Source organism: Microbulbifer sp. ALW1 (genome assembly GCF_009903625.1).
Lineage (GTDB): Bacteria > Pseudomonadota > Gammaproteobacteria > Pseudomonadales > Cellvibrionaceae > Microbulbifer.
Genome location: NZ_CP047569.1, coordinates 1,976,118 through 2,000,803, shown reverse-complemented (window position 1 = coordinate 2,000,803; position 24,686 = coordinate 1,976,118). Strand labels below are relative to the sequence as shown.

General features: G+C 58.1%; 21 protein-coding genes. 5 read left to right on the top strand and 16 right to left on the bottom strand.

The annotated features are described in order from the left end of the window. Window positions 1-103 precede the first annotated feature (103 nt). The 13 genes from GRX76_RS08175 to trmJ all read right to left on the bottom strand — a co-directional run bounded on the left by GRX76_RS08175 (window position 104) and on the right by trmJ (window position 10,825). A complete protein-coding gene (locus tag GRX76_RS08175; RefSeq protein ID WP_160152856.1) occupies window positions 104-1,216 on the bottom strand; it encodes a RodZ domain-containing protein in 1,113 nt (370 codons plus the stop codon). Further along, window positions 1,203-1,991, bottom strand: a complete 789-nt coding sequence (gene pilW, locus GRX76_RS08170; RefSeq protein ID WP_160152855.1) for a type IV pilus biogenesis/stability protein PilW — start codon at window positions 1,989-1,991, stop codon at window positions 1,203-1,205. The genes GRX76_RS08175 and pilW overlap by 14 nt, the downstream gene beginning before the upstream one ends. 69 nt (window positions 1,992-2,060) lie before the next feature. After that, window positions 2,061-3,206, bottom strand: a complete 1,146-nt coding sequence (gene rlmN / locus GRX76_RS08165) for a 23S rRNA (adenine(2503)-C(2))-methyltransferase RlmN (RefSeq protein WP_160152854.1) — start codon at window positions 3,204-3,206, stop codon at window positions 2,061-2,063. 119 nt (window positions 3,207-3,325) lie between these two features. After that, a complete protein-coding gene (gene ndk / locus GRX76_RS08160) occupies window positions 3,326-3,751 on the bottom strand; it encodes a nucleoside-diphosphate kinase (RefSeq protein WP_160152853.1) in 426 nt (141 codons plus the stop codon). A 177-nt stretch (window positions 3,752-3,928) separates the two neighbouring features. Next, on the bottom strand, window positions 3,929-4,123 hold the full coding sequence (gene iscX / locus GRX76_RS08155) for a Fe-S cluster assembly protein IscX (RefSeq protein WP_160152852.1): 195 nt from the start codon (window positions 4,121-4,123) through the stop codon (window positions 3,929-3,931). A gap of 28 nt (window positions 4,124-4,151) precedes the next feature. Beyond that, complete coding sequence (gene fdx, locus GRX76_RS08150; protein ID WP_160152851.1) at window positions 4,152-4,490, bottom strand: ISC system 2Fe-2S type ferredoxin; 339 nt, start codon at window positions 4,488-4,490, stop codon at window positions 4,152-4,154. A gap of 84 nt (window positions 4,491-4,574) precedes the next feature. Continuing rightward, a complete protein-coding gene (gene hscA, locus GRX76_RS08145; RefSeq protein WP_160152850.1) occupies window positions 4,575-6,467 on the bottom strand; it encodes a Fe-S protein assembly chaperone HscA in 1,893 nt (630 codons plus the stop codon). A gap of 94 nt (window positions 6,468-6,561) precedes the next feature. Beyond that, window positions 6,562-7,086, bottom strand: coding sequence for a Fe-S protein assembly co-chaperone HscB (gene hscB / locus GRX76_RS08140; protein ID WP_236250603.1), 525 nt, complete (start codon window positions 7,084-7,086; stop codon window positions 6,562-6,564). Between the two features lie 101 nt (window positions 7,087-7,187). After that, window positions 7,188-7,511: an iron-sulfur cluster assembly protein IscA gene (gene iscA, locus GRX76_RS08135; protein WP_160152849.1), complete on the bottom strand. Its 324-nt coding sequence runs from the start codon at window positions 7,509-7,511 to the stop codon at window positions 7,188-7,190. Window positions 7,512-7,547: 36 nt separating this feature from the next. Continuing rightward, window positions 7,548-7,952, bottom strand: coding sequence for a Fe-S cluster assembly scaffold IscU (gene iscU, locus GRX76_RS08130; RefSeq protein ID WP_160152848.1), 405 nt, complete (start codon window positions 7,950-7,952; stop codon window positions 7,548-7,550). 45 nt (window positions 7,953-7,997) lie between these two features. Next, window positions 7,998-9,212 carry an IscS subfamily cysteine desulfurase gene (locus GRX76_RS08125; protein WP_160152847.1) on the bottom strand — a complete coding sequence of 405 codons (1,215 nt, stop codon included), beginning with the start codon at window positions 9,210-9,212 and terminating at the stop codon, window positions 7,998-8,000. Window positions 9,213-9,335: 123 nt separating this feature from the next. After that, complete coding sequence (iscR, locus tag GRX76_RS08120) at window positions 9,336-9,830, bottom strand: Fe-S cluster assembly transcriptional regulator IscR (RefSeq protein ID WP_160152846.1); 495 nt, start codon at window positions 9,828-9,830, stop codon at window positions 9,336-9,338. Window positions 9,831-10,045: 215 nt separating this feature from the next. After that, window positions 10,046-10,825 carry a tRNA (cytosine(32)/uridine(32)-2'-O)-methyltransferase TrmJ gene (trmJ, locus tag GRX76_RS08115; protein ID WP_160154885.1) on the bottom strand — a complete coding sequence of 260 codons (780 nt, stop codon included), beginning with the start codon at window positions 10,823-10,825 and terminating at the stop codon, window positions 10,046-10,048. A gap of 227 nt (window positions 10,826-11,052) precedes the next feature. Here trmJ and GRX76_RS08110 point away from each other — a divergent pair, with 227 nt between their 5' ends. Continuing rightward, window positions 11,053-11,859 (top strand): inositol monophosphatase family protein, encoded by an 807-nt coding sequence (locus GRX76_RS08110; RefSeq protein ID WP_160152845.1) that lies wholly within the window; start codon window positions 11,053-11,055, stop codon window positions 11,857-11,859. Window positions 11,860-11,910: 51 nt separating this feature from the next. Here GRX76_RS08110 and GRX76_RS08105 read toward each other — a convergent pair whose 3' ends face one another. The 3 genes from GRX76_RS08105 to GRX76_RS08095 all read right to left on the bottom strand — a co-directional run bounded on the left by GRX76_RS08105 (window position 11,911) and on the right by GRX76_RS08095 (window position 17,528). Beyond that, on the bottom strand, window positions 11,911-13,332 hold the full coding sequence (locus tag GRX76_RS08105) for an EAL domain-containing protein (RefSeq protein WP_160152844.1): 1,422 nt from the start codon (window positions 13,330-13,332) through the stop codon (window positions 11,911-11,913). Then, window positions 13,311-15,305: a PAS domain S-box protein gene (locus GRX76_RS08100; protein ID WP_160152843.1), complete on the bottom strand. Its 1,995-nt coding sequence runs from the start codon at window positions 15,303-15,305 to the stop codon at window positions 13,311-13,313. Before GRX76_RS08100 ends, GRX76_RS08105 begins: the two co-directional genes overlap by 22 nt. A gap of 222 nt (window positions 15,306-15,527) precedes the next feature. Beyond that, window positions 15,528-17,528: an ATP-binding protein gene (locus GRX76_RS08095; RefSeq protein ID WP_236250602.1), complete on the bottom strand. Its 2,001-nt coding sequence runs from the start codon at window positions 17,526-17,528 to the stop codon at window positions 15,528-15,530. Window positions 17,529-18,150: 622 nt separating this feature from the next. Here GRX76_RS08095 and GRX76_RS08090 point away from each other — a divergent pair. The 4 genes from GRX76_RS08090 (at window position 18,151) to GRX76_RS08075 (ending at window position 24,604) form a co-directional block, all read left to right on the top strand. Next, a complete protein-coding gene (locus GRX76_RS08090; RefSeq protein ID WP_160152842.1) occupies window positions 18,151-19,293 on the top strand; it encodes a fatty acid desaturase in 1,143 nt (380 codons plus the stop codon). A gap of 197 nt (window positions 19,294-19,490) precedes the next feature. Next, on the top strand, window positions 19,491-19,949 hold the full coding sequence (locus GRX76_RS08085; protein WP_160152841.1) for a hypothetical protein: 459 nt from the start codon (window positions 19,491-19,493) through the stop codon (window positions 19,947-19,949). A gap of 318 nt (window positions 19,950-20,267) precedes the next feature. Beyond that, window positions 20,268-23,402 (top strand): glycosyl hydrolase family 18 protein, encoded by a 3,135-nt coding sequence (locus GRX76_RS08080; RefSeq protein ID WP_160152840.1) that lies wholly within the window; start codon window positions 20,268-20,270, stop codon window positions 23,400-23,402. A 221-nt stretch (window positions 23,403-23,623) separates the two neighbouring features. Beyond that, a complete protein-coding gene (locus tag GRX76_RS08075) occupies window positions 23,624-24,604 on the top strand; it encodes a glycoside hydrolase family 16 protein (protein ID WP_160152839.1) in 981 nt (326 codons plus the stop codon). Window positions 24,605-24,686: the final 82 nt, after the last annotated feature.

Genomic DNA, 24,686 nt, shown 5'->3' with positions numbered 1-24,686 from the left:
CATGTACGCCAAGTACACTCCGGCGCCTCCGCTCCGGCGGCCACCGTCAGCCACCCGCTCGCTACGATTTTAAGGGGTGCTTCAGAGCCTAAACGAACAGTTGTTAGCCGCCAACAACAAGCTTGCGGGTGCGGCGATTGCCCAATGGGGCGCTGTCCACCACTTCACCGCCATAGCTGACAGTGGCCGCCGCTGCATTGCCCAGCATGACGCTGAACGGCGCTTCGCCAGTCAGTTCGATGCTGGAGCCCGCAGGCTGTAACTTGGCCAGCAACTTGCTGCCCGCGGCATCGGTCACCTCAACCCAGGATTCCTCGCTGAAGCTCAGGGCCAGAGCACCTTCGACTGCAGGCACTGTATTCTCGACAACGGGCGAGGAATCCTCAACTGCAGCAGGCTCCTCAGCGACATCCTCAGCCGCTACCGAGGGCGCATCAGCGACAGAAGCGGCATCACCGGTGGTGGCAACAGATTCCTCAGTTTCCGCAAGAACGGCCTCCACCGCAGGCGCCGCACTCTCAGGCTCGAGCATGTCATCTTCACTGAAAGCACCGGCTTCCGCGAGCTCGACATCGGATTCCGGCTGCGCGTCACTCACGACATCCTGCGCTTCCGCATCCGGCTCAACAGTCTCTTCCTGCTCGGCGCTCGCCGTAGCGTACGTCTGGTATTGAGGCGCACTCTCGAGCTCGGATACCGCGGCTGCGGCCGGCGCTTTGGCACTTTCGCTATTTACTACGGACACCGCGGCAGGTGCGCCCTGCTGGCCATACCACCAGTAACCACCGACTGCCGCGGCAATGATCGCCAGTGACAGCGGGGCAAACAGCGAGCCGCCCTGGGAAGCATTCTTGCCCTTCGGGCGATCTGACATCACCGGTCTACGCGCGGTTTGCGCCGGCCGCTGAATGGCTTCTGCCGGCACCTGGGCCGCGAAGGCTTCCAGCACCGGGGCCGCATCCAGGCCCAACTCTTTACACGCATTGCGGATATATCCGCGTACATAAGTGGCGCCAGCCAGGCGATCGAAGGCGTCCTTTTCCAGGGCTTCGAGCTTGTCCGGCGTCATGCACAGGCGCCGCGCCAGCTCCTCGCGCTCGAGGCCGGCGGCTTCACGGGCCGCCAACAACTGGCTACCGACGGTATTGGCTGTCGACTCTGACGCGGTCATTTCTGCAGAACCGTTGGAATCTGGGATCGAATTACTGCTGCTCATTTTCGGCCATCATCTGCTGATATTTCAGCGTTTCCGCTGAGTAGGGAAAGAGGTTTTTCAGCGCCAGGGCATAACTCCTTTCCTTGTCCCGATTGCCGAAGATTTTTTCGATGCGAATCCCCAGCCATAGGGATTGCGGAATCTGCCGGTTCTTTTCGCTGAAGCGGTCCAGGTACTGTTTTGCCTGACTGAACTCCTGCTTCTCGAATTTCAGTTCCGCCAGCTCCAGTAGCGCTACGGGCAGGTCGGCGCTCAGCGCCAGGGATTTCTTGAACGCCTTTTCAGCCCCGTCCAGCTCGTGCAACTTCAGCTCAGCGCGACCCAGGTTGGCCAGCGCATAGGAGCGACGGTTGTAGGTCAGATCTTCGGAGGCGACCAGAAACTGCTCTTTGGCTTCCTGGTAGCGTTCCTGCTTGTACAGGAAAGCCCCGTAATTGACCCGCGCCATGGAAAAATCGCGGTTGTAGCGCAGCGCCTTTTTGAAGTGGGATTCCGCTACTTCCAGCTCGTTGTCTGCCTGATACAGCAGCGCGAGACCGTGGTGGGCATCGGGATCTTTCTTGCCCAGTTTCAGCGCTTCCTGGAAGTGGTGCCGCGCGATCTCGCGGTTATCGTCACCGCTCTGGAGATAGCGCAGTCCCAACTGAATATGGGTCTCACGGGCTTTGTCGAGATCGATTGACTTGCCACCGGGACCTGTGGAGACACAGCCACCCAGCAAAAGCATTGAGAGTACGCCGGCCAACAGGGCCGGATGGGAAATTCTTGCAAACACGAGCTTCACCTAGTCGTTATTGGGTGCGTTTTTACAGCGCGTTGCACCAACGTTGACGTCGGTGAATGATCAGGCTTGTCCGACGATCCGCACCGGGCGTTCCGCATTGCGGTAGCGCTCCGAGCGACGGGTGCGGTCGTTCACCTGACCTGCCAGCTGACCACAGGCCGCAGCGATATCATCGCCCCGGGTGGTACGCACGGTTACGGTATAGCCTTTGTCCAACAAAATCTGTTGAAAACGTCGCAAAGCGTTGTTGCTGACCCGCTGATAGTCGGACAGCTCGAACGGATTGAAGGGTATCAGATTTATCTTTACCGGCACATCACGCAGCAGCTCCGCCAACTCTTCGGCGTGCTCCGGGCGGTCGTTCACCTCCCGGATCATGGTGTACTCGATAGTCATCTTGCGATGATTGTCCGGCATATTCTCGATATAGCGCTTGGCGCTGTCGAGCAGCATGGCGATGGGGTACTTCTTGTTGATTGGCACCAGTTCGTTGCGCAGCGCATCGTTGGGCGCGTGCAGCGAAATCGCCAGGCTCACATCGGTCACTTCCGCCAGGCGATCCAGCGCCGGCACCACACCGGAGGTACTCAGGGTAACCCGACGCTTGGAGATGCCGTAGGCATTGTCTTCCATCATCAGGTTCATGGAGTCGACCACATTATCGAAGTTGAGCAGGGGCTCGCCCATGCCCATCATCACCACGTTGGTCACTTTGCGCGGACCGTTGGGCTGCAACTGACCAAAGGATTTACACGCGATCCACACCTGGCCGATGATCTCTGCCGCAGTCAGGTCGCGGTTGAAGCCCTGCTTGCCGGTGGCGCAGAAGCTACAATCCAGGGAGCAACCCACCTGGGAAGACACGCACAGGGTGCCGCGGTCGCCATCGGGGATATACACGGTCTCGATCACATTGCCGCCGCTGACTTCGATCAGCCATTTGCGGGTGCCATCGGCGGAGTCCATCTGTTTCAGGACTTTGGGGGCACGGACTTCGGCGATCTCGCACAGCTTAGCGCGCATGGCCTTGCTGACGTTGGTCATCTGCTCGAAATCGTCCACGCCATTCTGGTGAATCCATTTCAGTACCTGCACCGCGCGGAAGCGCTTCTCGCCCAAACCGGCAAAGAAGTCCGTGAGCTTGTCGACGGACAGGCCCAGCAGGTTTACTTTTTCGATTTGTACTGTTTCAACAGTCGCAGTCATGGATTCACCTTGCACCGGTTGCGGTGCGGAAATTGGGGCTGTTGCAGGAGCCGGCTACGCAGCAGACTCCCGCGAAAGTACTTGCCCTATTCCTTAAAAGGAAAAGGAAAGGCGAGTACTTAGCGTGCGCAGATTTCTTCAGCGGAGAAGAAGTAGCTCACCTCACGCTCGGCAGAAGCCGCGGAGTCAGAACCGTGTACTGCGTTGGCGTCGATGCTGTCAGCGAAGTCTGCACGGATGGTGCCAGCTTCGGCCTCTTTCGGGTTGGTTGCGCCCATCAGGTCGCGGTTGGCCAGGATGGCGTTTTCGCCTTCCAGAACCTGTACAACAACCGGGCCAGAGGTCATGAATTCAACCAGGTCTTTGAAGAAAGGACGCTCTTTGTGCTCAGCGTAGAAGCCTTCAGCCTGCTCCTGAGACAGCTGAACCATCTTCATAGCAACGATGCTCAGACCAGCTTTCTCGAAGCGGCTCTCGATTTCACCGATAACGTTCTTGGCTACGGCGTCCGGCTTGATGATGGACAGGGTACGTTCCACGGCCATGATTTTCTCCATTTCTAGGTTTTGCAAAAAATTTGTCTTAAGACAGATACGAAAAGAGCAACTTCCGTTGCTCTTCCCTGAATTCTCTACCGCGCGAACTGGTGATTAATTAACCAGCGCCATGCGCGGAGCGCGGATTATACGCGTAGTGGAGTGAAGTTTGTACTGTCGATACGACTATTCGTTTTCTTCAATCCAGGCAGCCTGAATGGCTTCCAGGATTTTCTCGCCGCAACGCTCGGGATCGTCGTCAAATCCTGGCAGATCCATCACCCACTTGCGCAGATCGACGAAGTTAACCGCCAGCGGATCCTTGTCCGGGTAGTTGTCGCTGAGCTCGATGGCAATATCGTGAATATCGGTCCACTTCATCTCGGAGTCCTCGGTGCCTCTCAATCTCTCAGTGTTTCTCAGAAACCTGATTGATGGTGTATTTGGGAATCTCGACCACCAGGTCTTCATTTTCCACAATTGCCTGACAGGAAAGGCGTGACTCCGGCTCCAGGCCCCAGGCCTTATCCAGCAGATCCTCTTCCAGCTCGTCCGGCTCGCCCAGGGAGTCAAATCCCTCGCGCACGATGACGTGGCAGGTGGTGCAGGCACAGGCCTTTTCGCAGGCGTGCTCGATCTCGACGCCGTTCTGCAGAGCGGCATCACAGACACTGATACCCGGCTCTACCTCAATGACCTTGCCTTCCGGGCACAATTCTTCATGGGGCAGAAAAACAATCTTCGGCATACTTTTAAACTCCGAGTCCCAACTCTCAATCAGTGACCGCCCCTCGGGGCTTGTCGAATAGCCCTTAGGGCTTGTCGAATGGCCCTAGGGCTTGTCGAATTCATCCAGGCTGTGGCCTTGCATGGCGCGCTTGATGGACTTGTCCATCCGGCGGGCAGCAAAAGGTTCAGACATACTGTTCAATGCATCGATACGGCTGCGGATTTCCTCTGGGGTGCCGCCGTTGTGCGCCAGGCGCAGTGCTTCCATAGCGCGCTCAAGATCAGCCAGCTCCTGTTCCGCCAGCAATTCAGCGCCATCTTCCTGCAGGGCCACCAGCATGGCCTCCAGGGTACGCTCCGCCTCGACCTGGGCCTCGCGCAGTGCGCGCGCTGCGATATCTTCTTCCGCATTCGCGTAGGAATCCTGCAGCATGCGGGTAATATCGTTGTCTTCCAGGCCGTAAGACGGCTTCACGGTGATCTCAGCCACCACACCACTGCTTTTCTCCATCGCCGTCACCGACAGCAATCCATCCGCATCCACCTGGAAGGTCACGCGGATATGCGCCGCACCCGCCACCATCGGCGGAATGCCGCGCAGTTCAAACCGCGCCAGGGAGCGGCAGTCCTGCACCAGTTCGCGCTCACCCTGCACCACGTGAATGGCCATGGCGGTCTGGCCATCCTTGAAGGTGGTGAATTCCTGGGCTTTGGCCACGGGAATGGTGGTATTGCGATGGATCAGCTTTTCGGTGAGGCCACCCATGGTCTCGATACCGAGCGACAGCGGGATCACATCCAGCAGCAGCAGATCATCGCGGGACTTGTTACCCACCAGCACATCCGCCTGCAGCGCAGCGCCGACCGCCACTACCTGGTCCGGATCAATATCCGCATGGGGTTCGCGTCCGAAAAAGTCCTGCACCTGCTCACGCACCCGCAGGGTTCTGGTAGATCCGCCCACCAGCACCACTTCGGCAATATCGTCCGCGGTAAGGTCTGCGTCCCGCAGCGCGCGTTTACAGGCGCGCAGGGTTTTATTGATCAGCGAATCCAGCAATTCCGCGAGCTTGTCCCGGCTCAGTTCCGCCGTCCAGTTGCCGTAGGTCACCGCAACCGACTCCTGCTGCGCCAGCGCCTCTTTGGCAGCGCAGGCGCAATCCAGCAGCTTGCGCTGGGTGGCGGCATCGAGATCGGTGCCAAGGCCCGCTTCCGCCACTATCCATTCCGCCACTGCGCGGTCAAAGTCATCGCCGCCGAGGGCGCTGTCGCCCCCCGTGGAGAGCACTTCGAACACACCTTTGGACAGGCGCAGGATCGAAATATCAAAGGTGCCGCCGCCCAGGTCGTAAACCGCTACGGTTTTATCGGCTACATCGCCGCCGTCATCGGATTTGTCGAGGCCGTAAGCCACCGCTGCTGCAGTGGGCTCGTTGAGCAGTCGCAAAACTTTCAGGCCCGCCAGTTTGGCGGCATCTTTGGTGGCCTGGCGCTGGGCTTCGTCAAAGTAGGCGGGAACCGTAATCACGGCACCATCCAGCGGTCCGCCCAGAGAATCGGCGCCGCGCTTGGCCAGCACTTTGAGAATTTCTGCAGACACCTGCACCGGATTGACTACGCCGGCGACGGTTTCAATGGCTGGCATTCCGCCAGCATTCTTGCCCGTCTGTTCGTAGAATTTGTAAGGCAGCTGCTCGCCAAAACTTTTGATATCCGCAAGGCCACGCCCCATCAGGCGCTTGATGGAAACCAGAGTGTTGAACGGATCTTCACCTGCAGCGGCGCGAGCCGCATAACCCACGTCCACACCCGCGGCACTGTAACGCACGGCTGACGGCAGAATCACACGGCCATCATCTGCAGGCAGCGCTTCCGCAGAACCACTGCGCACCGTGGCCACCAGCGAGTTGGTTGTACCCAGATCGATACCCACTGCGCGCTTGCGCTGGTGGGGTTCGGGAGTCTGGCCGGGTTCGGAAATCTGCAGTAATGCCATAATTCTTAAAAACAATTCTTTAAATAACAGTGTTTTCAGTTACCGCGCTTTCAAGAGCGAACAGAATCAGGCGGCAACTGACAGCAGCTGGCAGTCAGTCCAGTAAATCTTCTTCGAGCTCTTCGATCTGCCGTTTCAGCTTGGCAAGAAACTGCAGCTTCAAAAGCGCGCCTTTCGCATCGTCGAGGGCCTTGTTTGCCAGCGCCCCGGAAAACGCCTGCTCCTGCACTTTGAACAGGCTTGCGGCCTCACTGCCGAGATCATCCAGCTCGCCTTCCGGATCCGCCGCGCTGCGCACATCTTCGAGACGTTCGCGCAGGATCATCTGCTGCATCAGGAACTCGCCGTCAGCGGTCGTCTGCTCCGGGTTGATCGTCACCCCGGCCAGCTGCAGCAGGTAGGCCGCGCGAGCCACCGGATCCTTGAGGGTATTGTTAGCCTCGTTAATCTGCGCCGCGTACTGCATGGACAGCATCTGCTCGCGCTCGGATTTGGCGGCAAACCGGTCCGGATGAAATTCCTGCTGCAATTCCCGGTAACGCTTTGTTAGCGCCTGGCGATCCACCTCGTAGGCCATCGGCAGGCCAAAAATTTCAAAGTAGTTCTGCTGCAATTTCATATTCGCTGACCCGGCATGAAGAACTATTTATTCAGTCGATAAATAACAAAAAGGCCGGTATGCACCTGCGCACCCGGCCTTCTGCTGCCAGAAAAGCTTCCTCACACGTGGAAGCTTTCGCCGCAGCCGCACTCATTTTTGACGTTGGGGTTTTTGAAGGCGAAGCCTTCATTCAGCCCTTCTTTCACAAAATCCAATTCGGTGCCGTCCAGATAGGCGAGACTTTTCGGATCCACAACCAGCTTCACGCCACCGGCCTCGAACACCTCGTCTTCTGCCTCTGCAGAATCGACAAACTCCAGTACGTAGGCCATACCAGAGCAGCCGGCGGTTTTAACCCCGACGCGAATACCAATGCCTTTACCCCGGCTGGCCAGCTGTTTGGCCACGTGGGCCTGGGCCGCTTCGGTCATGGTGATTGCCATGTCGCTTGCTACTCCTTAACCGCGCCTAGACCAGAATCAGCCCGCGGCTTCTTCGGTTTTCTCACCGCGCTTTTCGCGGATGTTTTTCACTGCCGCTTTGATGGCATCTTCCGCCAGTACGGAACAGTGAATTTTCACCGGCGGCAGTGCCAGCTCTTCGGCGATTTCGGTGTTTTTAATCTGCGCCGCTTCGTCCAGGCTCTTGCCTTTTACCCACTCGGTGAGCAGGGAGCTGGAAGCGATGGCAGAACCACAACCGTAGGTTTTGAACTTGGCGTCTTCGATGATGCCGTTGTCATTCACCTGAATCTGCAGGCGCATCACGTCACCACAGGCCGGTGCGCCGACCATGCCGGTACCCACGTTGTCCGCCTTGTCGTCGAGGCGACCAACATTGCGGGGGTGTTCATAGTGGTCAATTACTTTATCGCTATAGGCCATGACTATACCCTCTCAATTCGTTTCTGTGCCGCGCTCAGGCAGCAATTAGTGTGCTGCCCATTCAATGGTACTGAGATCAATGCCGTCTTTGTACATGTCCCAGAGCGGCGACAATTCACGCAGTTTTTCAACTGCCTGCCTTACTTCTTTGGCCGCAGTATCCACGTCCTGTTCCGTAGTAAAACGACCGAAACTGAAGCGCAGGGAACTGTGGGCCAGCTCGTCGTTCACGCCCAGGGCGCGCAGAACATAACTGGGCTCCAGGCTGGCAGAAGTACAGGCGGAACCGGATGAAATGGCCAGATCCTTCAGGGACATGATCAGGCTTTCACCTTCAACAAACGCGAAGCTCACGTTCAGGTTGCCCGGCACGCGGTGCTCCATGGAACCGTTGATATGCACCTCTTCCATGTCGCTGATCTGGCTCCAGAAACGCTCACGCAGGGCCAGCAGGCGCTTGGTCTCTTCCGCCATTTCTTCCTTGGCGATACGGAACGCTTCGCCCATGCCCACCGCCTGGTGGGTAGGCAGGGTACCGGAGCGCATACCGCGCTCGTGACCACCACCGTGCATCTGGGCTTCAATACGTACACGCGGCTTGCGGCGCACATACAGGGCACCAATACCCTTGGGGCCGTAGACTTTGTGGGCGGAGAAGGACATCAGGTCCACTTTCAGTTCCGCCAGGTCGATATCGATCTTGCCGGCGCTCTGGGCCGCATCCACGTGGAAGATGATCTTGCGCTCGCGGCACAGCTCGCCAATGGCAGCAATATCGTTGATCACGCCGATCTCGTTATTGACGTGCATCAGGCTCACCAGAATGGTGTCTTCGCGCAGCGCTTCCTGTACCTGCTCCGGGTAGACGATGCCGTCTTCCTTGGGATTCAGGTAGGTAACTTCGAAGCCCTCGCGCTCCAGCTGGCGGCAGGTATCCAGCACCGCTTTGTGCTCGATCTTGGAGGTAATGATGTGTTTGCCGCGGCCCTGGTAAAAGTGCGCGGCACCTTTGATGGCCAGGTTGTCAGACTCGGTCGCGCCGCTGGTCCAGACGATTTCGCGAGGGTCGGCATTGACCAGTTCCGCCACTTGGCGACGGGCGTCTTCAACCGCCTCTTCCGCTTTCCAGCCAAACAGGTGGGAGCGGGAAGCCGGGTTACCGAAGTTGCCGTCCATGGTCAGCTGCTCCGCCATTTTACTGGCGACGCGCGGGTCCACCGGACAAGTTGCCGAATAATCCAGGTAAATGGGAAGCTTCATAATCTTTTGTCTCCACTCGCTGACATCTGTCAGCGCCTAACTGCTTTCGCTTGCTGCGCACTAAATTCTGGGGTCAGTTAAACCTGCCGCCAGGTTCTGCCGCCTGACCGGGCGGCCGGCACCTTACTGTAAGCCGCCAATAATCGCTACTTTCTGCTCGACCAGCTCGTCGACCGCGCCATTGCGGCCGTCCTGACGGCGGGCCACTTCCTGCACTTCGGCACGGGCCACCAGATCGGCGAGGCTGATACCGTCGAGGAAGCTGTGAATCTGACGACTGAGGTCAGTCCACAGATAGTGGGTGAGGCATTGCTCGCCGCCGGAGCAATCGCTGTTGCCGCCACAGCTGGTGGCATCTACGGATTCGTTCACGGCGTCGATGATCTCCGCCACACAGATTTCCGCACCCGGCCGCGCCAGGCGGTAACCACCACCGGGGCCGCGCACACTGGATACGAGGCCGGACTGACGCAAACGGGAAAAAAGCTGTTCCAGATAGGACAGGGAAATATCCTGGCGCTTGGAAATATCGGCCAGGCTGATAGGGCCCCGCTCGGCGTGCAACGCCAGGTCCAGCATTGCTGTGACCGCATACCGCCCCTTGGTTGTTAAACGCATATCCCCTCCTGTCGGTCCGGTTTGTGGGCCTACCCCAGCATCTTCTGATGCCTGCAGCCCTCACCAGCACCACTGAATCGGGGCGCGAGTATGAAATAACCCACTAGTTCAGTCAAGTATATAGCCCAGTAGACTGGTCGGGTATTTGGCGGCTGGTTATACCAATTTGTTATCCAGCAGGCACACCGGGCTATATGACGGATTAGCCGCAGCCGCTATTCCGGGCGCCCCTGGCCACCGGCGCGGTGGATATGGTTCTGGATGGCCGTCAGCATCCCCCGCAGAATGCCCAGTTCCATATCATCCGGACGCACCCGACTGAACAGACGACGCAGTCGAGTCAGGGTCTGCCGGGGATTGTCCGGGTCGATAAAACCCAGCTCCGCCAGAGCCAGTTCCAGGTGCTCGTAGTAAAGCTCCATGTCCGCGGCTTTCGCCGGCGGCCTGTCCCAGTCGGCAAAGTTCAGCTCTCCGCCCTTCTCGGATTCCAGCGCCGCCATACGCGCTTCGTAGGCCAGTACCTGGACTGCGGTGGCCAGATTCAGGGAGCTGTACTCGGGGTTGGCCGGAATATGCACATGGAAGTTGCACGCCTGCAGCTCCTCGTTGGTCAGCCCGCGGTCTTCGCGCCCGAATACCAGTGCCACGGGGTGAGACTTGGCTTCTTCCACCGCGCGGCGACCACACTCCCGCGGCGTAAGCAGCGGCCAGGGAATGCGGCGCTCGCGGGCGCTGGTGGCGACCACCAGGCCGCAGTCGGCTACGGCCTCTTCCAGGGTCTCCACCACCACTGCGCTGTCCAGCAACTCGGCCGCACCGGCGGCACGCCAGACGGCATTGGCAGCGGGGAATTCCCGCGGCTGCACCAGGTAGAGCTGGCTCATCCCCATATTCTTGAGGGCGCGGGCGGCGCCGCCAATGTTGCCCGGGTGAGCGCTGTTCACCAGCACCACGCGAATATTGTCCAGCGCGGCAAGTGCCGACTGGGAGGCCATCTGGGCTGCGGATTCGGAAGGAGACGTCGCCATGGGAATTTCCGGATATAGATAGAGGTAGCTTGGGAAGTGCACCAGAGGATTGGCAACGCCCTGCGCGCCTACCCTACACTTAGCTGTTATAAAACGGGCGCGGAGTGTAGCAAAATTGCACAGGAATCCCTACAATCGCGCCCGCCCGGCCTGCCCGGACCTGCTTTTTAAACACATTTGAACGCGGAATCGTTATGGAACCCATGCTGAATATTGCCCTGCGCGCTGCGCGCAAGGCCGGTGAACTGATCGAGCGCGCCTGGGAGCGCGGCGACCTGATGAAGTTCGAAGAGAAAGGCCGCAACGATTTCGTGACCGAGGTGGACAAGGCGAGCGAGCAGGAGATCATCTACCACCTGCGCAAAGCCTTCCCCAAACACAGCATCCGCGCCGAAGAAAGCGGCCTGCAGGAAGGCGCCGAGCCGGAATATGAGTGGATCATCGACCCACTGGACGGCACCACCAACTTTATCCACAACTGCCCGCACTTCGCGGTTTCCATCGCCTGCCGCTACCGCGGCCAGATCGAACATGCGGTGGTACTGGACCCCATCAAGCGTGAGGAATTCACCGCCAGCCGTGGCCGCGGTGCAGCACTCAACGGTCGCCGCATTCGCGTCTCCAATCGCCAGGGCCTGAACGGCGCCCTCATCGGCACCGGCATCCCTTTCAACGGTGATTCACTTGAGAACATCGACGCTTACCTGGGCGCGATGAAAGAAATCGCAGGCCAAACTGCGGGCATCCGCCGCCCTGGCGCGGCTGCACTGGACCTGGCCTATGTGGCCGCGGGCCGCTTCGACGGCTTCTGGGAGATGTACCTGAATACCTGGGACATCGCCGCGGGCTCCCTGCTGGTGAAAGAGGCCGGCGGCCTGATCAGCGATTTCCGCGGTGGCAATGACTACCTAGACTCCGGCAACCTGGTTTGCGCCACCCCGAAAACCTTCAAACCGCTGCTGCAGATCGTCGGTAAGCACCTGGGCAAAATTCGCCAGTAAGCTTCCAACTCCCCGGGAGCAATTCCCGGGGAGCCCCCTCTCTTTGCCCTGCTAGTCCTGCTCCAGCTCAATCACCGGGCGATGTTCTTCAAGGTCCTGCTTATCGAAATCCCGCCTGTCCGATTCCGGCTTACCTGCGGCGGCTTTGGCCAGCACCTCTTCCAGCGGTAACGGGCGACCAATATGGAAACCCTGCACAAGATCCACGCCGATTCTGTTCAATCGCTCCGCCGTTGCCGAATCTTCAACAAATTCAGCAATCGTGCGCGCCTTGAGCCGGTGGGCTACCTGGTTAATGGACTCCACAATCATCAGGTCCACAAAGTTGGACTCCACCTGACGCACAAAGCTGCCGTCGATTTTGATGTAGTCAATAGCAAACGCCTTCAGGTAATTAAACGAGCTGAGGCCATTGCCGAAGTCGTCCAGCGCCACCTTGCAACCGAGCTCCCGTAGCGAAACGACGAACTGGCTGGCACTCTCCATCTGGTTGATCATGGCGGTCTCGGTAATTTCAATACCAAAACGCTCGGCCACCAAGGGCGACGTCGCCAGCAGGGACAACAGCTGCCGCTGAAACCCACCATCGCCGAGCGCATCCGCGGACAGGTTCATGGCAAAACTCAAGCCGCTGGCCGCTACAGCAGATGCCTGGCGCAGGAGGAATTCCTGTAGCACCCAGTGATCCACCTGCAACATCAACCCATAGCGCTCCGCCGCAGGAATGAACGCACCCGGCAGAATCAGATTGCCATCCCCATCCACCATGCGCACCAGTAGTTCGTAGTGGCTGACCTGGGTAATATCCCCGGCACTGGCGACCGGTTGCGCAAATAACCGCAGGTGATTCAGGTCCAGCGCCTCGCGAATGCGGGATGCCATATGAATTTCCCGGTGCTGCTCCGCCGCCGCGCTGCTGTCCGCCTCGTACAACACCACCGCACCACGCCCGGCGTGCTTTGCGGAATAACAGGCGACATCGGCCTGACTCATCAGGTCCACCAACTGGTTGTTGTCCCGGCGGATTTCCGTCACCCCCACACTGGCACCTACATCGAAAATGCGTCCATTCCAGGGGAAGCGCAGGGCAATGATTTTCCTCACCAGCTGTTCGCAGCGCAGGCGCCCCTGTTCTTTGTTGCAGTTGCGCAGCAACAGGCCGAATTCATCGCCACCCAGACGTGCGACGCTGTCAACCTCCCGCAACTGGCCACGCAAAAAGCGTGCGACATTTTTCAACAGCGCATCACCCGCCATATGCCCGGCACTGTCGTTGATAACCTTAAAGCGATCGAGGTCCATATACGCAAGCACATGCACGCTGTCGCTCTCCTGCACGTTATCCACAGCATCCATCAGATCCCGTTTAAAGGCTTCTCGGTTTGGCAGGTGGGTGAGGTCATCGTGATTGGCTTTGTAGCGCAGCTGACGAATCAGCTGGCGGGTTTCGGTCACATCCTGAAAGGCGAGCACGGCCCCAGCAGTTGGCCATTACTGGTGCGCAGCGGCGAGGCCGAACATTTGACATCGTAGCTGGCACCACTGCGGTTGTGCAGTACGGTACCGTCTGCGGAAAACACCGGTAAGTTGTGGGCCAGACACTCCTCGACCGGGCCAGTCACCGGCGCGCCTTGCCGGCCACTGGAAATCTGGAACACCAGCCCGACTTCGCGCCCTTTCACCTCTTCCAACCGCCAACCGGTAAGCTGTTCTGCCACCGGGTTCATAAAGGTAATGCGGCGCAATCTGTCGGTGGCAATCACCGCGTCGGCAATGGCGGTCAGGGTAACCTGCAGATGCTCTTTTTCTTCCGCCAGCGAGCGCGCCATATTTTTATTGTCGGTAATATCCCGCAATACACCGATCAGTCGCAGGGGCTGTCCGTCGTCACTGGACTCCATCACCCTGGCCACCTCATGGATCCAGCGCAAGGCTCCGGAGTCCGTACGCACCCGATACTGACAGTCAATATCCCGCACGGCGCCGGCAAAGTGCGACAACTGCGCCTGCAGTAAACGCTCACGATCTTCACGATCCACGCGCGCCAACCAGTCCTGCCGGCTGGCCAGGCGGGAGGAGTCAATACCGATACCACTGCTCAGCCACTCGGAGTAGAAGGTTTTGCCGGAAATCAGATCCCAGTCATACACCACCTGACCGGTGACGGTGAGTGAGAATTTCCAGCGCTCTTCTGCGCGGGCAAGCTGTGCTTCACTGCGTTTTCGCCAGTCAATATCTTCCACCTGCACCACTGCATAGAGCGGCTCATTGTGCGCTCCCCGGGCGAGGCTGCAGGACCAGTGTCCCCACACCAACTCGCCGTTTTTACGCACGAAACGCCACTCCGCATCCTGCACAAAGCCCACTTCAAAATCGATCAGCGGCTGCCGGCCACCCCCGGCTTTTCCGTCACCGGCCCCGGGGGCATCACTGAGTACCACTTCGCGGATACTGAGCCCCTTGAGCACCACCTCGGTGTAGCCGATAAAGCGGCAGAAGCTGGCATTCGCCTGAATAATCCGATTGTCCAGCGACACCAGCAGCATACCTATCCGGGAGGACTCCATGGCCGCACGAAAACTACTTTCCACCTCCATAATGCGCTGACTGCGTTTCCGCTCGATACTGGAAGCAACCGCCATCACATACGCAGGTACTATCCCCGCATACAACGGTAGGAAATCCAGCGGAGTTTGGATAACCGGCAGGGTATCCGGCAGCCAGGCGACGCCTTTGGTAAGGATCATCACTAAACTGACTGTGGCCGAGAAAATCACCAGCAACGCCTGTGGTAATTCCAGTCGCGATGCAGCCCAGATAAGTGGCAGGGTAATAAAGACAAACGGATAAGGAAAAATCGCTAGAACTGCCACCACACAGACCAGTGACGTCAACCACACCAGCACCAGGTGCACAATGGAGCGGAACGAAAAAATTCTGACAGCCGCTTCGGAATTGATCAGGTAAATCAGCGGGAGAAATATGCAGATCCCGATGGCATCAGCCAGATACCAGTACAGAAAGACATCGGTGAAAGGCGCCCCGCGAAACAGGGCGGCAACCGATGCGCCGACTCCAGCGCCGGCCAGCGTCGACAGCAAGGCACCAAAAAATATAAACCGGAGCCAGCGCCACATACTGCCGAAGAAATCGCCATCGGCACAGAATGTGCGCAGCAGGCAGGCTGCCGTCAATGCCTCTGCGGCGCCAGCCAGAGAGTACATGGCGGCAATTCCCCATTCAAAACCGACACTTATTGCCGCAACAAAATTGCCCGCGAATGCCGCCGTCAACAATAGCGGCCAATGGCGTACGGAGTAGCGATAGAGAAAGGCGATGGCCAGAGCATCGGCCAACCAGACGGCGGCGATGCCTCCTGACAGAGAAAGAAAGTTTTTACAGAAAAACGCTAGACAGAAACTGCCAACAGCCAGGAATAGCGCCATCGGCAAAATACGCTCCCGCTGCCCAGGCTGAACAACCCCAGCCCCCATTTTTATTCTATTTCCACCCGGGGTATACGCGGACATTAAGCATGACTTCCTTTTGCTAATCCGTTGTTTTTCTTGAGACTCTAACTGAGAGTCTAATTAGTGACGTTTTTCCTTTTACCCATTTACCCTGCGCGACCTTTCACGACCTTGCAGAAAAGAACTGTCCCGTACAGATCAGTCCACCACTGCCATCGTAGATGACAGGCCATAGCGCAAGCCCTCGGCCAGTGCAGCCAGATCGTAAGAAGCCGGCACACAGACATCCACATGTGCACTGCGCTGCTCGACGATACCCACAAGTGGAATATCTGCCGTCACCGGGTCGCTGCGCACGATGTTTGAAAAGTCTTTCAGTGATACACCGGGCAGCTCACCATCGACCAGAATCACCTCGGGCCTCGCGGTGCGCGCGGCGTAAATACCCTTCATGGCATCTGTGGCTATTTGCAGCTCTACCTGTGGTACCGAAGCCAGCACGGCTTTCAGCCGGTTTCCGTTGGAAGCCCGACCGGTAACGAAGAGCACCCGGCACCTTGGCAGCATACGCGCATAATCCGGCCGCGCCGCCATCTGTAATACGGCCTCTGGTGCATCGTTCATCAGGAACTCGATCCAGAAAACGGAGCCCTGCCCCTCTTCGCTGTCGAACCCGATGCGCCCACCCATGGCCTCAGTCAGCTGCTTGGCAATCGCCAGCCCCACCCCGGTGCCTTCAATTTTGCCCTGCTCAGCCCCCAGCCGATTAAACGGCTCAAACACCTGCGGCTGTTTGTTGACCGCGATGCCGTAGCCGGTGTCCAACACACTGAGGCGCAGCCATCCCTCGGCCTGGGGGGCAAAGGTAATCACCACTCGTCCACTTTCGCGGTTGTACTTGATCGCATTGCCCACCAGGTTCAGCACCACCTGCTTGAAGCGCACCGGGTCCGCCAGGATATAGGCCCGCTCCCAGCCGAGAGGCTCAAAGGTGAGATTGACCTTGCGAGTGTCCGCCAGGGGTTCCAGCAAGCGTCGACAGTCAGCCACCAGGTTGGCGGGCTGGACAGGCTCAATCGAAGGCGCGAGCCGGTTGCTGTCGATACGCGCCAGGTCCAGCACATCCCCCACCAGGTGCAACATATGCTGCCCCGCCTTGCGAATTTCCCCCATGCGCAAGCGCTGATCCGGATTCAGGCTCTGGTCCAGCTCTACCATCTGGCTGTAGCCCAGGATGGCATTCAGGGGCGTGCGCAATTCATGGCTGAGGCTGGACAATAACTCCGAGCGGTCGCGACTTTCCCCCCGCAGACGCTGCAATTCTTCTTCCAACCGCAACTGCTTGGTTTTGCTGGCAGTAATGTCCTGAAGAATACCCAGTACCCGGATTGGGCGCCCGGTACTGCTCCGCTGCACATTGCCCCGACAGCGCACCCAGACAATACTGCCCTCGCGGTGCTTGAGGCGGAACTCGACATCCAGCGGCAACTGCTCCCGGACATTGTCCTCCATGGCCTGCTTAACGTCGGCATAGTCTTCCTCGACCATATGGGTCTTCCAGCGCACCAGGGAAGCGCGCGCATCCGCTTCGCTCTGGCCGCGGCCGTATCCCAGCATGCGCCAGCAGGCGCTATCCAACACCACTTCATCGACCCGCAGGTCCCACTCCCAAAGGCCATCACCCAGGGTATCCAGTGCGTAGTGGAAGCGTTCGCCAGAAAAGTAAGACAGCGATTTGGGGGATAGGGATTCGCTGTAGTCGGTACAGCCGCCAAGGAAGAAGCGCTCGCCGTCGGGCGCGGTGTAAGCACGGGCCCAGAGCCGCAACCAGAGGGGCTGCCCACCGCTGCCGTAGGCCCGGATACTGGTATCGACAAAGGTACCCTGCTGGCACAGTCGGTTGCGCAACGACAACAGACCGGTGCGGTCGTCGGAGTGCACCAGTTCCAGGTCGCCGGTCCAGATATGAGACAGGGCGACTTCAGGATCCCGGTGCAGCAGCGACCAGATATTGCCGGTGGCTCGCTGCGCCCCGCTTTCAGGATGCCACTCCCAGACACCGCGGTTGGCACTCAACAGCAGGCTGTGCAGATACTGCACCTGCTTTAATGCCTGCGCTGGCTGCAAACCTTCCAACTCGCCGGGGGTGGCGAGATTCAGGCTGACCTCGGAGGGTTTTGGGGGAGCAGAGTTCGACACCGTCTTGCCGCCTAAGCCACTTGTGTTGCCGTGATAATCTTCGGCTAGTGAATCACTTATCGGCAGATAAAAAAAGGCCCCGCAATGCGGGGCCCAAAATAGCGATGATGAGAGAAAACGGGAAGTCACGCATTATTAACGTTTGCCATAACCCGTGATGGATTCCCGGAGCGCAGGCCAAGTGGCCTACACAATAGATAAAGCAATTGGTGTGCCAACTTTTTAAAACGAGCAATAAACACACGAAATTCAGTATTTCGGATAAATTTTATACACCAACATTCCCTACTAAGCCGAGATCTATTACTAAAGTCACGCGGGTTACCGATAAATGACAGCGCTTGACCCACAAATGAACGCAAATTTCCACTTTCGCACCAAAACAGCGCACTCAACCATTCAAACATAGATAAACTGACTAAACATTCTCAAATTCCCCTCTCTGTCCTCGATGAAAGATGTTCGCCGAGGGCATCTGGGGTAGCATCTACCCTTAAGGATCCGTCGGTTTTGGCTCGCCGCGGCCTCACCTGGGCCGACACCAAAATTGACGGGCAACCCTTTATTAGTCAGAGCACTATAAAAGGGTACGCATCAGAAGATTCAAACAAGGTTGTAAAGTATGAAAGCAGTTCCCGAAGCCCCCCGTATCTGGCTGACGACGATTCTGTTCGCCAGCACGGGTCTGGCGGCCCTGACGCTGGTGCCGCTGTACGGCGTGATGGTTGGCTACCACTGGTACCAGTGGCTCGCATTCGCGGTGCTGGGTGCCTTCTGTGGCTTCTCCATTACGGCCGGCTACCACCGCCTGTGGTCCCACCGCACTTACGAAGCCCACTGGTCGCTGCGACTGTTCTACGCCCTGTTTGGTGCCGCCGCCCTGCAAAACAGTGCACTGATCTGGTGTTCCGGTCACCGCCGTCACCATCGTCACTGCGACGACAACGACCAGGATCCATACTCCGCCAAGCGCGGCTTCTGGTTTTCCCACATTGGCTGGATGTTGCGGGAATACCCCAGCGGCGAAGTGGACTTTGACAACGCCAAAGACCTGCAGCGGGATAAAATCGTGATGTGGCAGCACAACCACTATGTGCCCATCACCGTCGCAATGAACATCGGTGTACCGCTGGTCCTGGGCCTGCTCACCGGCGATGTCATCGGCATGCTGCTGCTGGCTGGCGTACTGCGAATTGTGGTGAACCACCACACCACCTTTTTTATCAACTCCCTTGCACACATCTGGGGCCGCCGCCCGTATACCGATGAAAACACTGCCCGCGACAATGACCTGCTGGCGTTTTTCACCTTCGGTGAGGGCTACCACAACTACCATCACATTTTTCAGACCGACTACCGCAACGGTATCCGCTGGTACCAGTGGGATCCCACCAAGTGGCTGATCAAAACCGCCAGCTGGCTGGGACTGGCCCAGAACCTGAAAACGGTACCGGCCATGCGTATTCAGCGCGCCATGCTGACCATGCAATTCAAGCGCGCGGAACAGCGCCTGGAAAACTCCAAGCACAAGGAGAGCTGGAAAGAATTACTGGAGCGCGAGGCCCAGGATTTTTCCTCCGCCTTGGCAGAATGGAAAGAGCTGCAGCAGCAGCGCTATGAGAGCGCCCGCGAACGCCTGCTGAGCAAGTGGGAAAACGTCGCTATCCGCACCCGGGTAAAAGAGCTGGAATACAGTCTCAAAATGCAACGCAAGCGCCTGCAGATCATGATGGAACAGTTCCATTTGGCGCCCGCTGCAGCCTGAGAAATGCAGTAAACCGGTAGCAAAGGCGGCCCATTGAGGCCGCCTTTTTTGTTTCTGCGCAGTGGGGGCAATATGTAAAAAGAAGCCTTGAACGCCGCCAAATATGCACTATAACCATAAGAGAAACATCGCACTTGCCACACCCACCAGACCACGGCAAAAACTATAATTAAATCAATCACACAGAAGGCGTAGAGATGAAGACGTTCAAACAGGCCCACGAAGTTCTCAAGAACGCCCAGAAGTTTCATCTGGATATGGCGGGGGTGTACCAGCAACTACTGGAGAATGCCCACGATAACCGCACCCAGTTGCTGCTCAAGCACCTGCACGAGCACGAGCTGCGCATGGCCAACAACCTCAAGAATTACGGCGCTGTGGCCGAGCAGAAGGTGATGCAGACGTGGCTGCAGTACACCCACGAGGAAACGGCGGGCGACCTGATCAAAAACCTCTACCTGAGCGACAAACCCTCCATTGAGGAAATCAACCAACTGGGGCGCGAAGTCGACAAGTACTTTTCCGAGCTGTATCACTCGGTCTACGGCTCTATCGAATCCTCAGAAGTGAAAGAGGTGTTCGAAAACCTGAAGCATATTCAGGACAAAGAGCGCATCACCCTTTCGATGGCGACCAATTCCCTCTGGGACATGTGACGTTCACTACACACCGGAAACTATGTGGCGCACTACTCCCGCCTCACGGCGCCTCGTAACCGTTCCGGTCCCCCACAACCACTCCAGCCACCCCGTCTCAGCCCATTCCACCTTTGAGACGCCATGTGAACCAGCTCTCAAACAAAACCCAACACCGGAGAATTTGGCGCTAAAAGCCGCGATTGTTACCGCTTTGTGAAAAGTGGGTGTTGCTTCAGCGTAACGCGATTGCTATTTTTGACAGCGATGTCATTTCGTGGCGCCGAGGTAATAGCGTCGTATTTATATAAAAATAATCTGCCGCAAGGTGAACATTATATGATCAGCAACAAGCTCCGGCTCGGTCTGGTGACCGCTGCCATGCTCTCAGCAGGACACAGCTACGCCGCTGTCGACTGCACTTCCCTCCCGGTCTGGGAAGCGGGCCCCTCCTACTCTACCGGTGCCCAGGTCCAGTACAACAACAACGCCTACGAGGCAAAGTGGTGGTCCCAGAATTTCAACCCTGAACAGTATTCCGGCCAGTACCAGGAATGGAAACTGCTGGGGGCCTGTGGCGACGAAAATCCGCCGCTGATACCTCCGCAGGGCTCGATTACCGCGCCGACTGCCGGATCTACTCTTAGCGAAAATGACAGCGTTGTCTTTTCAGCTTCCGCCTCGGACGAAGATGGCGAGGTCACATCCGTCGCCTTCTTCGTAGACGGCGCGCTGGTCGCCACCGATACCGCGGCCCCCTGGCAAGCCACCTGGATCGCTGCCGCCGGTGAACACAGTCTCACCGCACAGATCACCGACAACGACAACCTGAGCACCACTACCGCCCCGGTAACCTTCACCGTTGAAGAAGACATCGTCATCGGCCCGTTCGCTCCCGAAGTGAGCATCACCTCACCGGCAAACGGCTCCAGCCACACCACCGGTGACAGCCTGACTATCACCGCCAACGCCTCCGACAGCGATGGCACCGTCAGCCAGGTCGCCTTCTACGTAGACGGCAGCCTGATAGCTACCGACACCAGCGCGCCCTACAGCACAGAGTGGACCGCTGCTACCGTCGGCAACCACACCATTTCTGCAGTTGCGACCGACAACGACGATCTCGAAGGCTCTGCCGAAGCGATCATTTCCGTAGAGGACGAGCAAGTCGTCACCGGCGACTACCCCTGCCGCCCGGACGGGCTTTACACCACCCCAGGCACGGCCCCCAACTACTGTGACATCTACGACGCAGAAGGTCGTGAAGACATGGGCGCAGACCACCCGCGCCGTATCATCGGTTACTTCACCAGCTGGCGTAACGGCGCCAACGGCCAGCCCAGCTACCTGGTGAAAGATATTCCCTGGGGCAAGATCACCCACATCAACTACGCCTTCGCCCACGTGGGCAGCGATTACTCCGTATCTGTCGGCAACACCAGTGATCCGGGTAACCCCGCCACCGGTATGGAATGGCCCGGCATCGCCGGCGCGGAAACCGATCCGGACTACCCCTACAAGGGCCACTTCAACCAGCTGTCCAAATTCAAGGAACAGCACCCGGAAGTGAAAACCCTCGTATCCGTGGGTGGCTGGGCCGAAACCGGTGGCCACTTCAATGAGAACGGCGACCGTGTGGCCGACGGTGGTTTCTACACCATGACCACCAACGCCGACGGCAGTATCAACCACCAGGGCATCGAAGCCTTCGCCAACTCCTCCGTGGATTTCATCCGCGAGTACGGCTTCGACGGTGTGGATATCGACTACGAATACCCCACCACCATGAATGATGCGGGTAACCCGCTGGACTTCGGTGTATCCAACCCCCTGCGCGGTTCGCTGATGGCGTCCTACGTCGAGCTGATGCGCGTACTGCGCGAGAAGCTGGATGAAGCGGGCCAGCAGGACGGCACCCACTACATGCTGACCATCGCCTCGCCCTCTTCCGGTTACCTGCTGCGCGGCATGGAAACCATGCAGATCACCCAGTACCTGGATTACGTCAACATCATGACCTACGACCTGCACGGGGCGTGGAATGAATACGTTGGCCACAACTCCGCGCTGTTCGACAACGGCAACGACCCGGAACTGGCCGCCGCCAGCGTGTACAGCACTTCCCAGTACGGTGGCATCGGCTACCTGAATATCGACTGGGCAGTGAAGTACTTCCGCGGCTCCATGCCCGCAGGCCGTATCAACGTGGGTATCCCCTACTACACCCGCGGCTGGCAGGGCGTTTCCGGCGGCAACAACGGCCTCGGCGGCTCTGCAGCACTGCCGGCACAGTCCGAGTGCCCTGAAGGTACCGGCGGTGCGTCCGATTGTGGTCACGGCGCCATCGGTATCGACAACATGTGGCACGATCTGGACGAAGGCGGCAATGAAATGGGCGCCGGCTCCAACCCCATGTGGCACGCCAAGAACTTGGAAAATGGCATCCTCGGCAGCTACGTCACCGACTACGGCCTGGACCCGGCCAACAACCCGGATGACGCGCTGACAGGCACCTATGTACGCAACTACGACAGCGTGTCCGAAGCGCCGTGGCTGTGGAACGCCCAGAAGAACGTATTCATCTCCACCGAAGATGAAGAGTCCATGGACGCCAAGGTGCAGTACGTCATCGACCAGGGCGTGGGCGGCATCATGTTCTGGGAACTGGCCGGTGACTATGACTTCGACACAGCGAAAGGTGAGTACTACATGGGTGACACCCTCACCACCCTCGCCTACGACAAGTTCGCCAATGCCAGCGACTACCGCCACCTGCGCACCGATCGCGTAGTACCGGACGAAGCACTGGATATCGGTATCGAGATCACCGGGTTCAAACTCGGTGACCAGAACTACCCGCTGAATCCGAAGCTGTACATCACCAACAACACCGGTGGTGTTCTGCCCGGCGGTACGGTGTTCGAGTTCGATATGCCCACTTCCACTTCCAACATCATCACCGACCAGAGTGGTGCCGGTCTGGAAGTGATTGAGGACGGCGCCAACGCCGGCGGCGGTAACGCGGGCGGTCTGGAAAATGAATTCCACCGCGTGCGCTTCAGCCTCCCGAGCTGGCAGGACCTGGCCGATGGTGAATCCTGGGATATGACCCTGAACTACTACCTCCCGGTTTCCGGCCCGCAGGCCTATACCGCCACCGTCAACGGCACTACTTACGCGTTGGCATTCGAGTACCCGGATCTGCCGGTAGCGGAACTCAGCAGCGGCGGTGGCAGCTCCTCTGGCGGTAGCTCCTCTTCAGGTGGCAGTTCCTCGGGTGGCGGCGGTGAAACCTGTGCCGATGCCGGCGTCAGCACCAGCGGTCTGGTGACCTATCCGGAATGGCCGCGCAGTAACCACGCCGCCAGCGGCGATCAGATCATCCACGACGGCAGTGTTTTCAAAGCCAACTGGTGGACCCAGTCCGTTCCCGGAACCGCGGATGGCAGCTGGTCGTTTGTCTGCTCACTTTAATTAATCGAATCAAGGAAATTCATCAGCCGGCGGCGCAGCGTCGGCCAACTCTCACAGGATGGATAACATTGATCTAGAAGTTTCTCTCTCTGCGTTGTGACTTATAGGAAAACACCTGTACAGGCAATGTTCCTATTTCGCCCCGACTCCGGTTGGGGCTTTTTTCGTTTTCTGGTTTCAGGTTTTTAATTGCGTTGGATTCAATCCACAAGGAAATCTCCATGAACTATTTTTCCCCAACCCATGGCATCTTCGCCGCGGCCTTCGGGGCCGTATTGCTCAGCGCCTGCTCCCAGGAGCCGGCACCGGAGCAAAAAGACAAGCCTCAAGACCCCGCTGCCGAAATCACCAGCTCAACAGCGGATAGCAAGATATTTTTTGATGATTTTTCTTACCAGTCCCTGAGCGAAATGGCAGAAAACCAGTGGAAAGCGCGCACCGAAACCGGTCACCCGGGTATTGCCGGTGCACGCTGGTCTGGTGACGGCATCAGCTTCCTGCAGGACAGTGAAGCGCCGGGTAACACTCTGTTGCGAATGACGTCGTCTACCGACGGCAGCGGTGAGAATACCCAGCACACCCAGTTCTGCCACCAGCGAAAATACCTCTCCGGCACCTATGCCGCGCGGGTTTTCTTCCGTGACGAGCCCACCTCCGGTCCCGATGGCGACCAGATCATCGAGACCTTCTATACCATCAGTCCGCTGAAAGCCGATATGGATCCGGACTACAGTGAAATGGATTTCGAATACCTGGCGAATGGCGGCTGGGGTGAGCCTGACAATGCACTTTTTGCCACCAGCTGGGAAACCTTCAAGCTGGATCCCTTTGTGCAAGACAATGAATCCTCTACCCGCCCCGGTAGCTTTGCCGGCTGGCATACCCTCGTGCTCCAGGCAGGGGAAGGCAAACTCCGCTATTTTGTCGACGGCGAACAGTTTGCGGAACACAGTGAACGGGTTTTCCCGGAAGAACCGATGTCGATCAACTTCAACCTCTGGTTCACCGCCGAAGGTCTGGTCGACTCTACGGAAAACCGCGTTTATCAACAGGATATCGACTGGGTTTACCACAGTGCGAGCCAGATCCTGAGTACCGAAGAGGTCACCAATGCAGTCGACGCCCTGCGCGCGGATCAAGTAGCATTTACCGATACCGTGCCGGATTGGGAGCCAAAGCTCGAATCCCCTTGCGGCCTTTAAGCCCGGATAAGCCCAGAAATTCCACATCATTCCGCTGCGGGGTGGCGCAACCACACTCCGCGGCCAGTGACTGAATATTGAA

Excerpts from the sequence above, each read along its gene's own strand:
- iscU (WP_160152848.1), bottom strand. The coding sequence starts at position 7,952 with ATGGCCTATAGCGATAAAGTAATTGACCACTATGAACACCCCCGCAAT.
- GRX76_RS08090 (WP_160152842.1), top strand. The coding sequence starts at position 18,151 with ATGAAAGCAGTTCCCGAAGCCCCCCGTATCTGGCTGACGACGATTCTG.
- GRX76_RS08110 (WP_160152845.1), top strand. The coding sequence starts at position 11,053 with ATGGAACCCATGCTGAATATTGCCCTGCGCGCTGCGCGCAAGGCCGGT.
- trmJ (WP_160154885.1), bottom strand. The coding sequence starts at position 10,825 with ATGGCCTCCCAGTCGGCACTTGCCGCGCTGGACAATATTCGCGTGGTG.
- ndk (WP_160152853.1), bottom strand. The coding sequence starts at position 3,751 with ATGGCCGTGGAACGTACCCTGTCCATCATCAAGCCGGACGCCGTAGCC.
- GRX76_RS08075 (WP_160152839.1), top strand. The coding sequence starts at position 23,624 with ATGAACTATTTTTCCCCAACCCATGGCATCTTCGCCGCGGCCTTCGGG.
- GRX76_RS08080 (WP_160152840.1), top strand. The coding sequence starts at position 20,268 with ATGATCAGCAACAAGCTCCGGCTCGGTCTGGTGACCGCTGCCATGCTC.
- rlmN (WP_160152854.1), bottom strand. The coding sequence starts at position 3,206 with ATGACTGCGACTGTTGAAACAGTACAAATCGAAAAAGTAAACCTGCTG.
- iscA (WP_160152849.1), bottom strand. The coding sequence starts at position 7,511 with ATGGCAATCACCATGACCGAAGCGGCCCAGGCCCACGTGGCCAAACAG.
- GRX76_RS08085 (WP_160152841.1), top strand. The coding sequence starts at position 19,491 with ATGAAGACGTTCAAACAGGCCCACGAAGTTCTCAAGAACGCCCAGAAG.
- hscA (WP_160152850.1), bottom strand. The coding sequence starts at position 6,467 with ATGGCATTACTGCAGATTTCCGAACCCGGCCAGACTCCCGAACCCCAC.
- GRX76_RS08125 (WP_160152847.1), bottom strand. The coding sequence starts at position 9,212 with ATGAAGCTTCCCATTTACCTGGATTATTCGGCAACTTGTCCGGTGGAC.
- iscR (WP_160152846.1), bottom strand. The coding sequence starts at position 9,830 with ATGCGTTTAACAACCAAGGGGCGGTATGCGGTCACAGCAATGCTGGAC.
- GRX76_RS08100 (WP_160152843.1), bottom strand. The coding sequence starts at position 15,305 with ATGGCGCTATTCCTGGCTGTTGGCAGTTTCTGTCTAGCGTTTTTCTGT.
- hscB (WP_236250603.1), bottom strand. The coding sequence starts at position 7,086 with ATGAAATTGCAGCAGAACTACTTTGAAATTTTTGGCCTGCCGATGGCC.
- fdx (WP_160152851.1), bottom strand. The coding sequence starts at position 4,490 with ATGCCGAAGATTGTTTTTCTGCCCCATGAAGAATTGTGCCCGGAAGGC.
- GRX76_RS08175 (WP_160152856.1), bottom strand. The coding sequence starts at position 1,216 with ATGAGCAGCAGTAATTCGATCCCAGATTCCAACGGTTCTGCAGAAATG.
- iscX (WP_160152852.1), bottom strand. The coding sequence starts at position 4,123 with ATGAAGTGGACCGATATTCACGATATTGCCATCGAGCTCAGCGACAAC.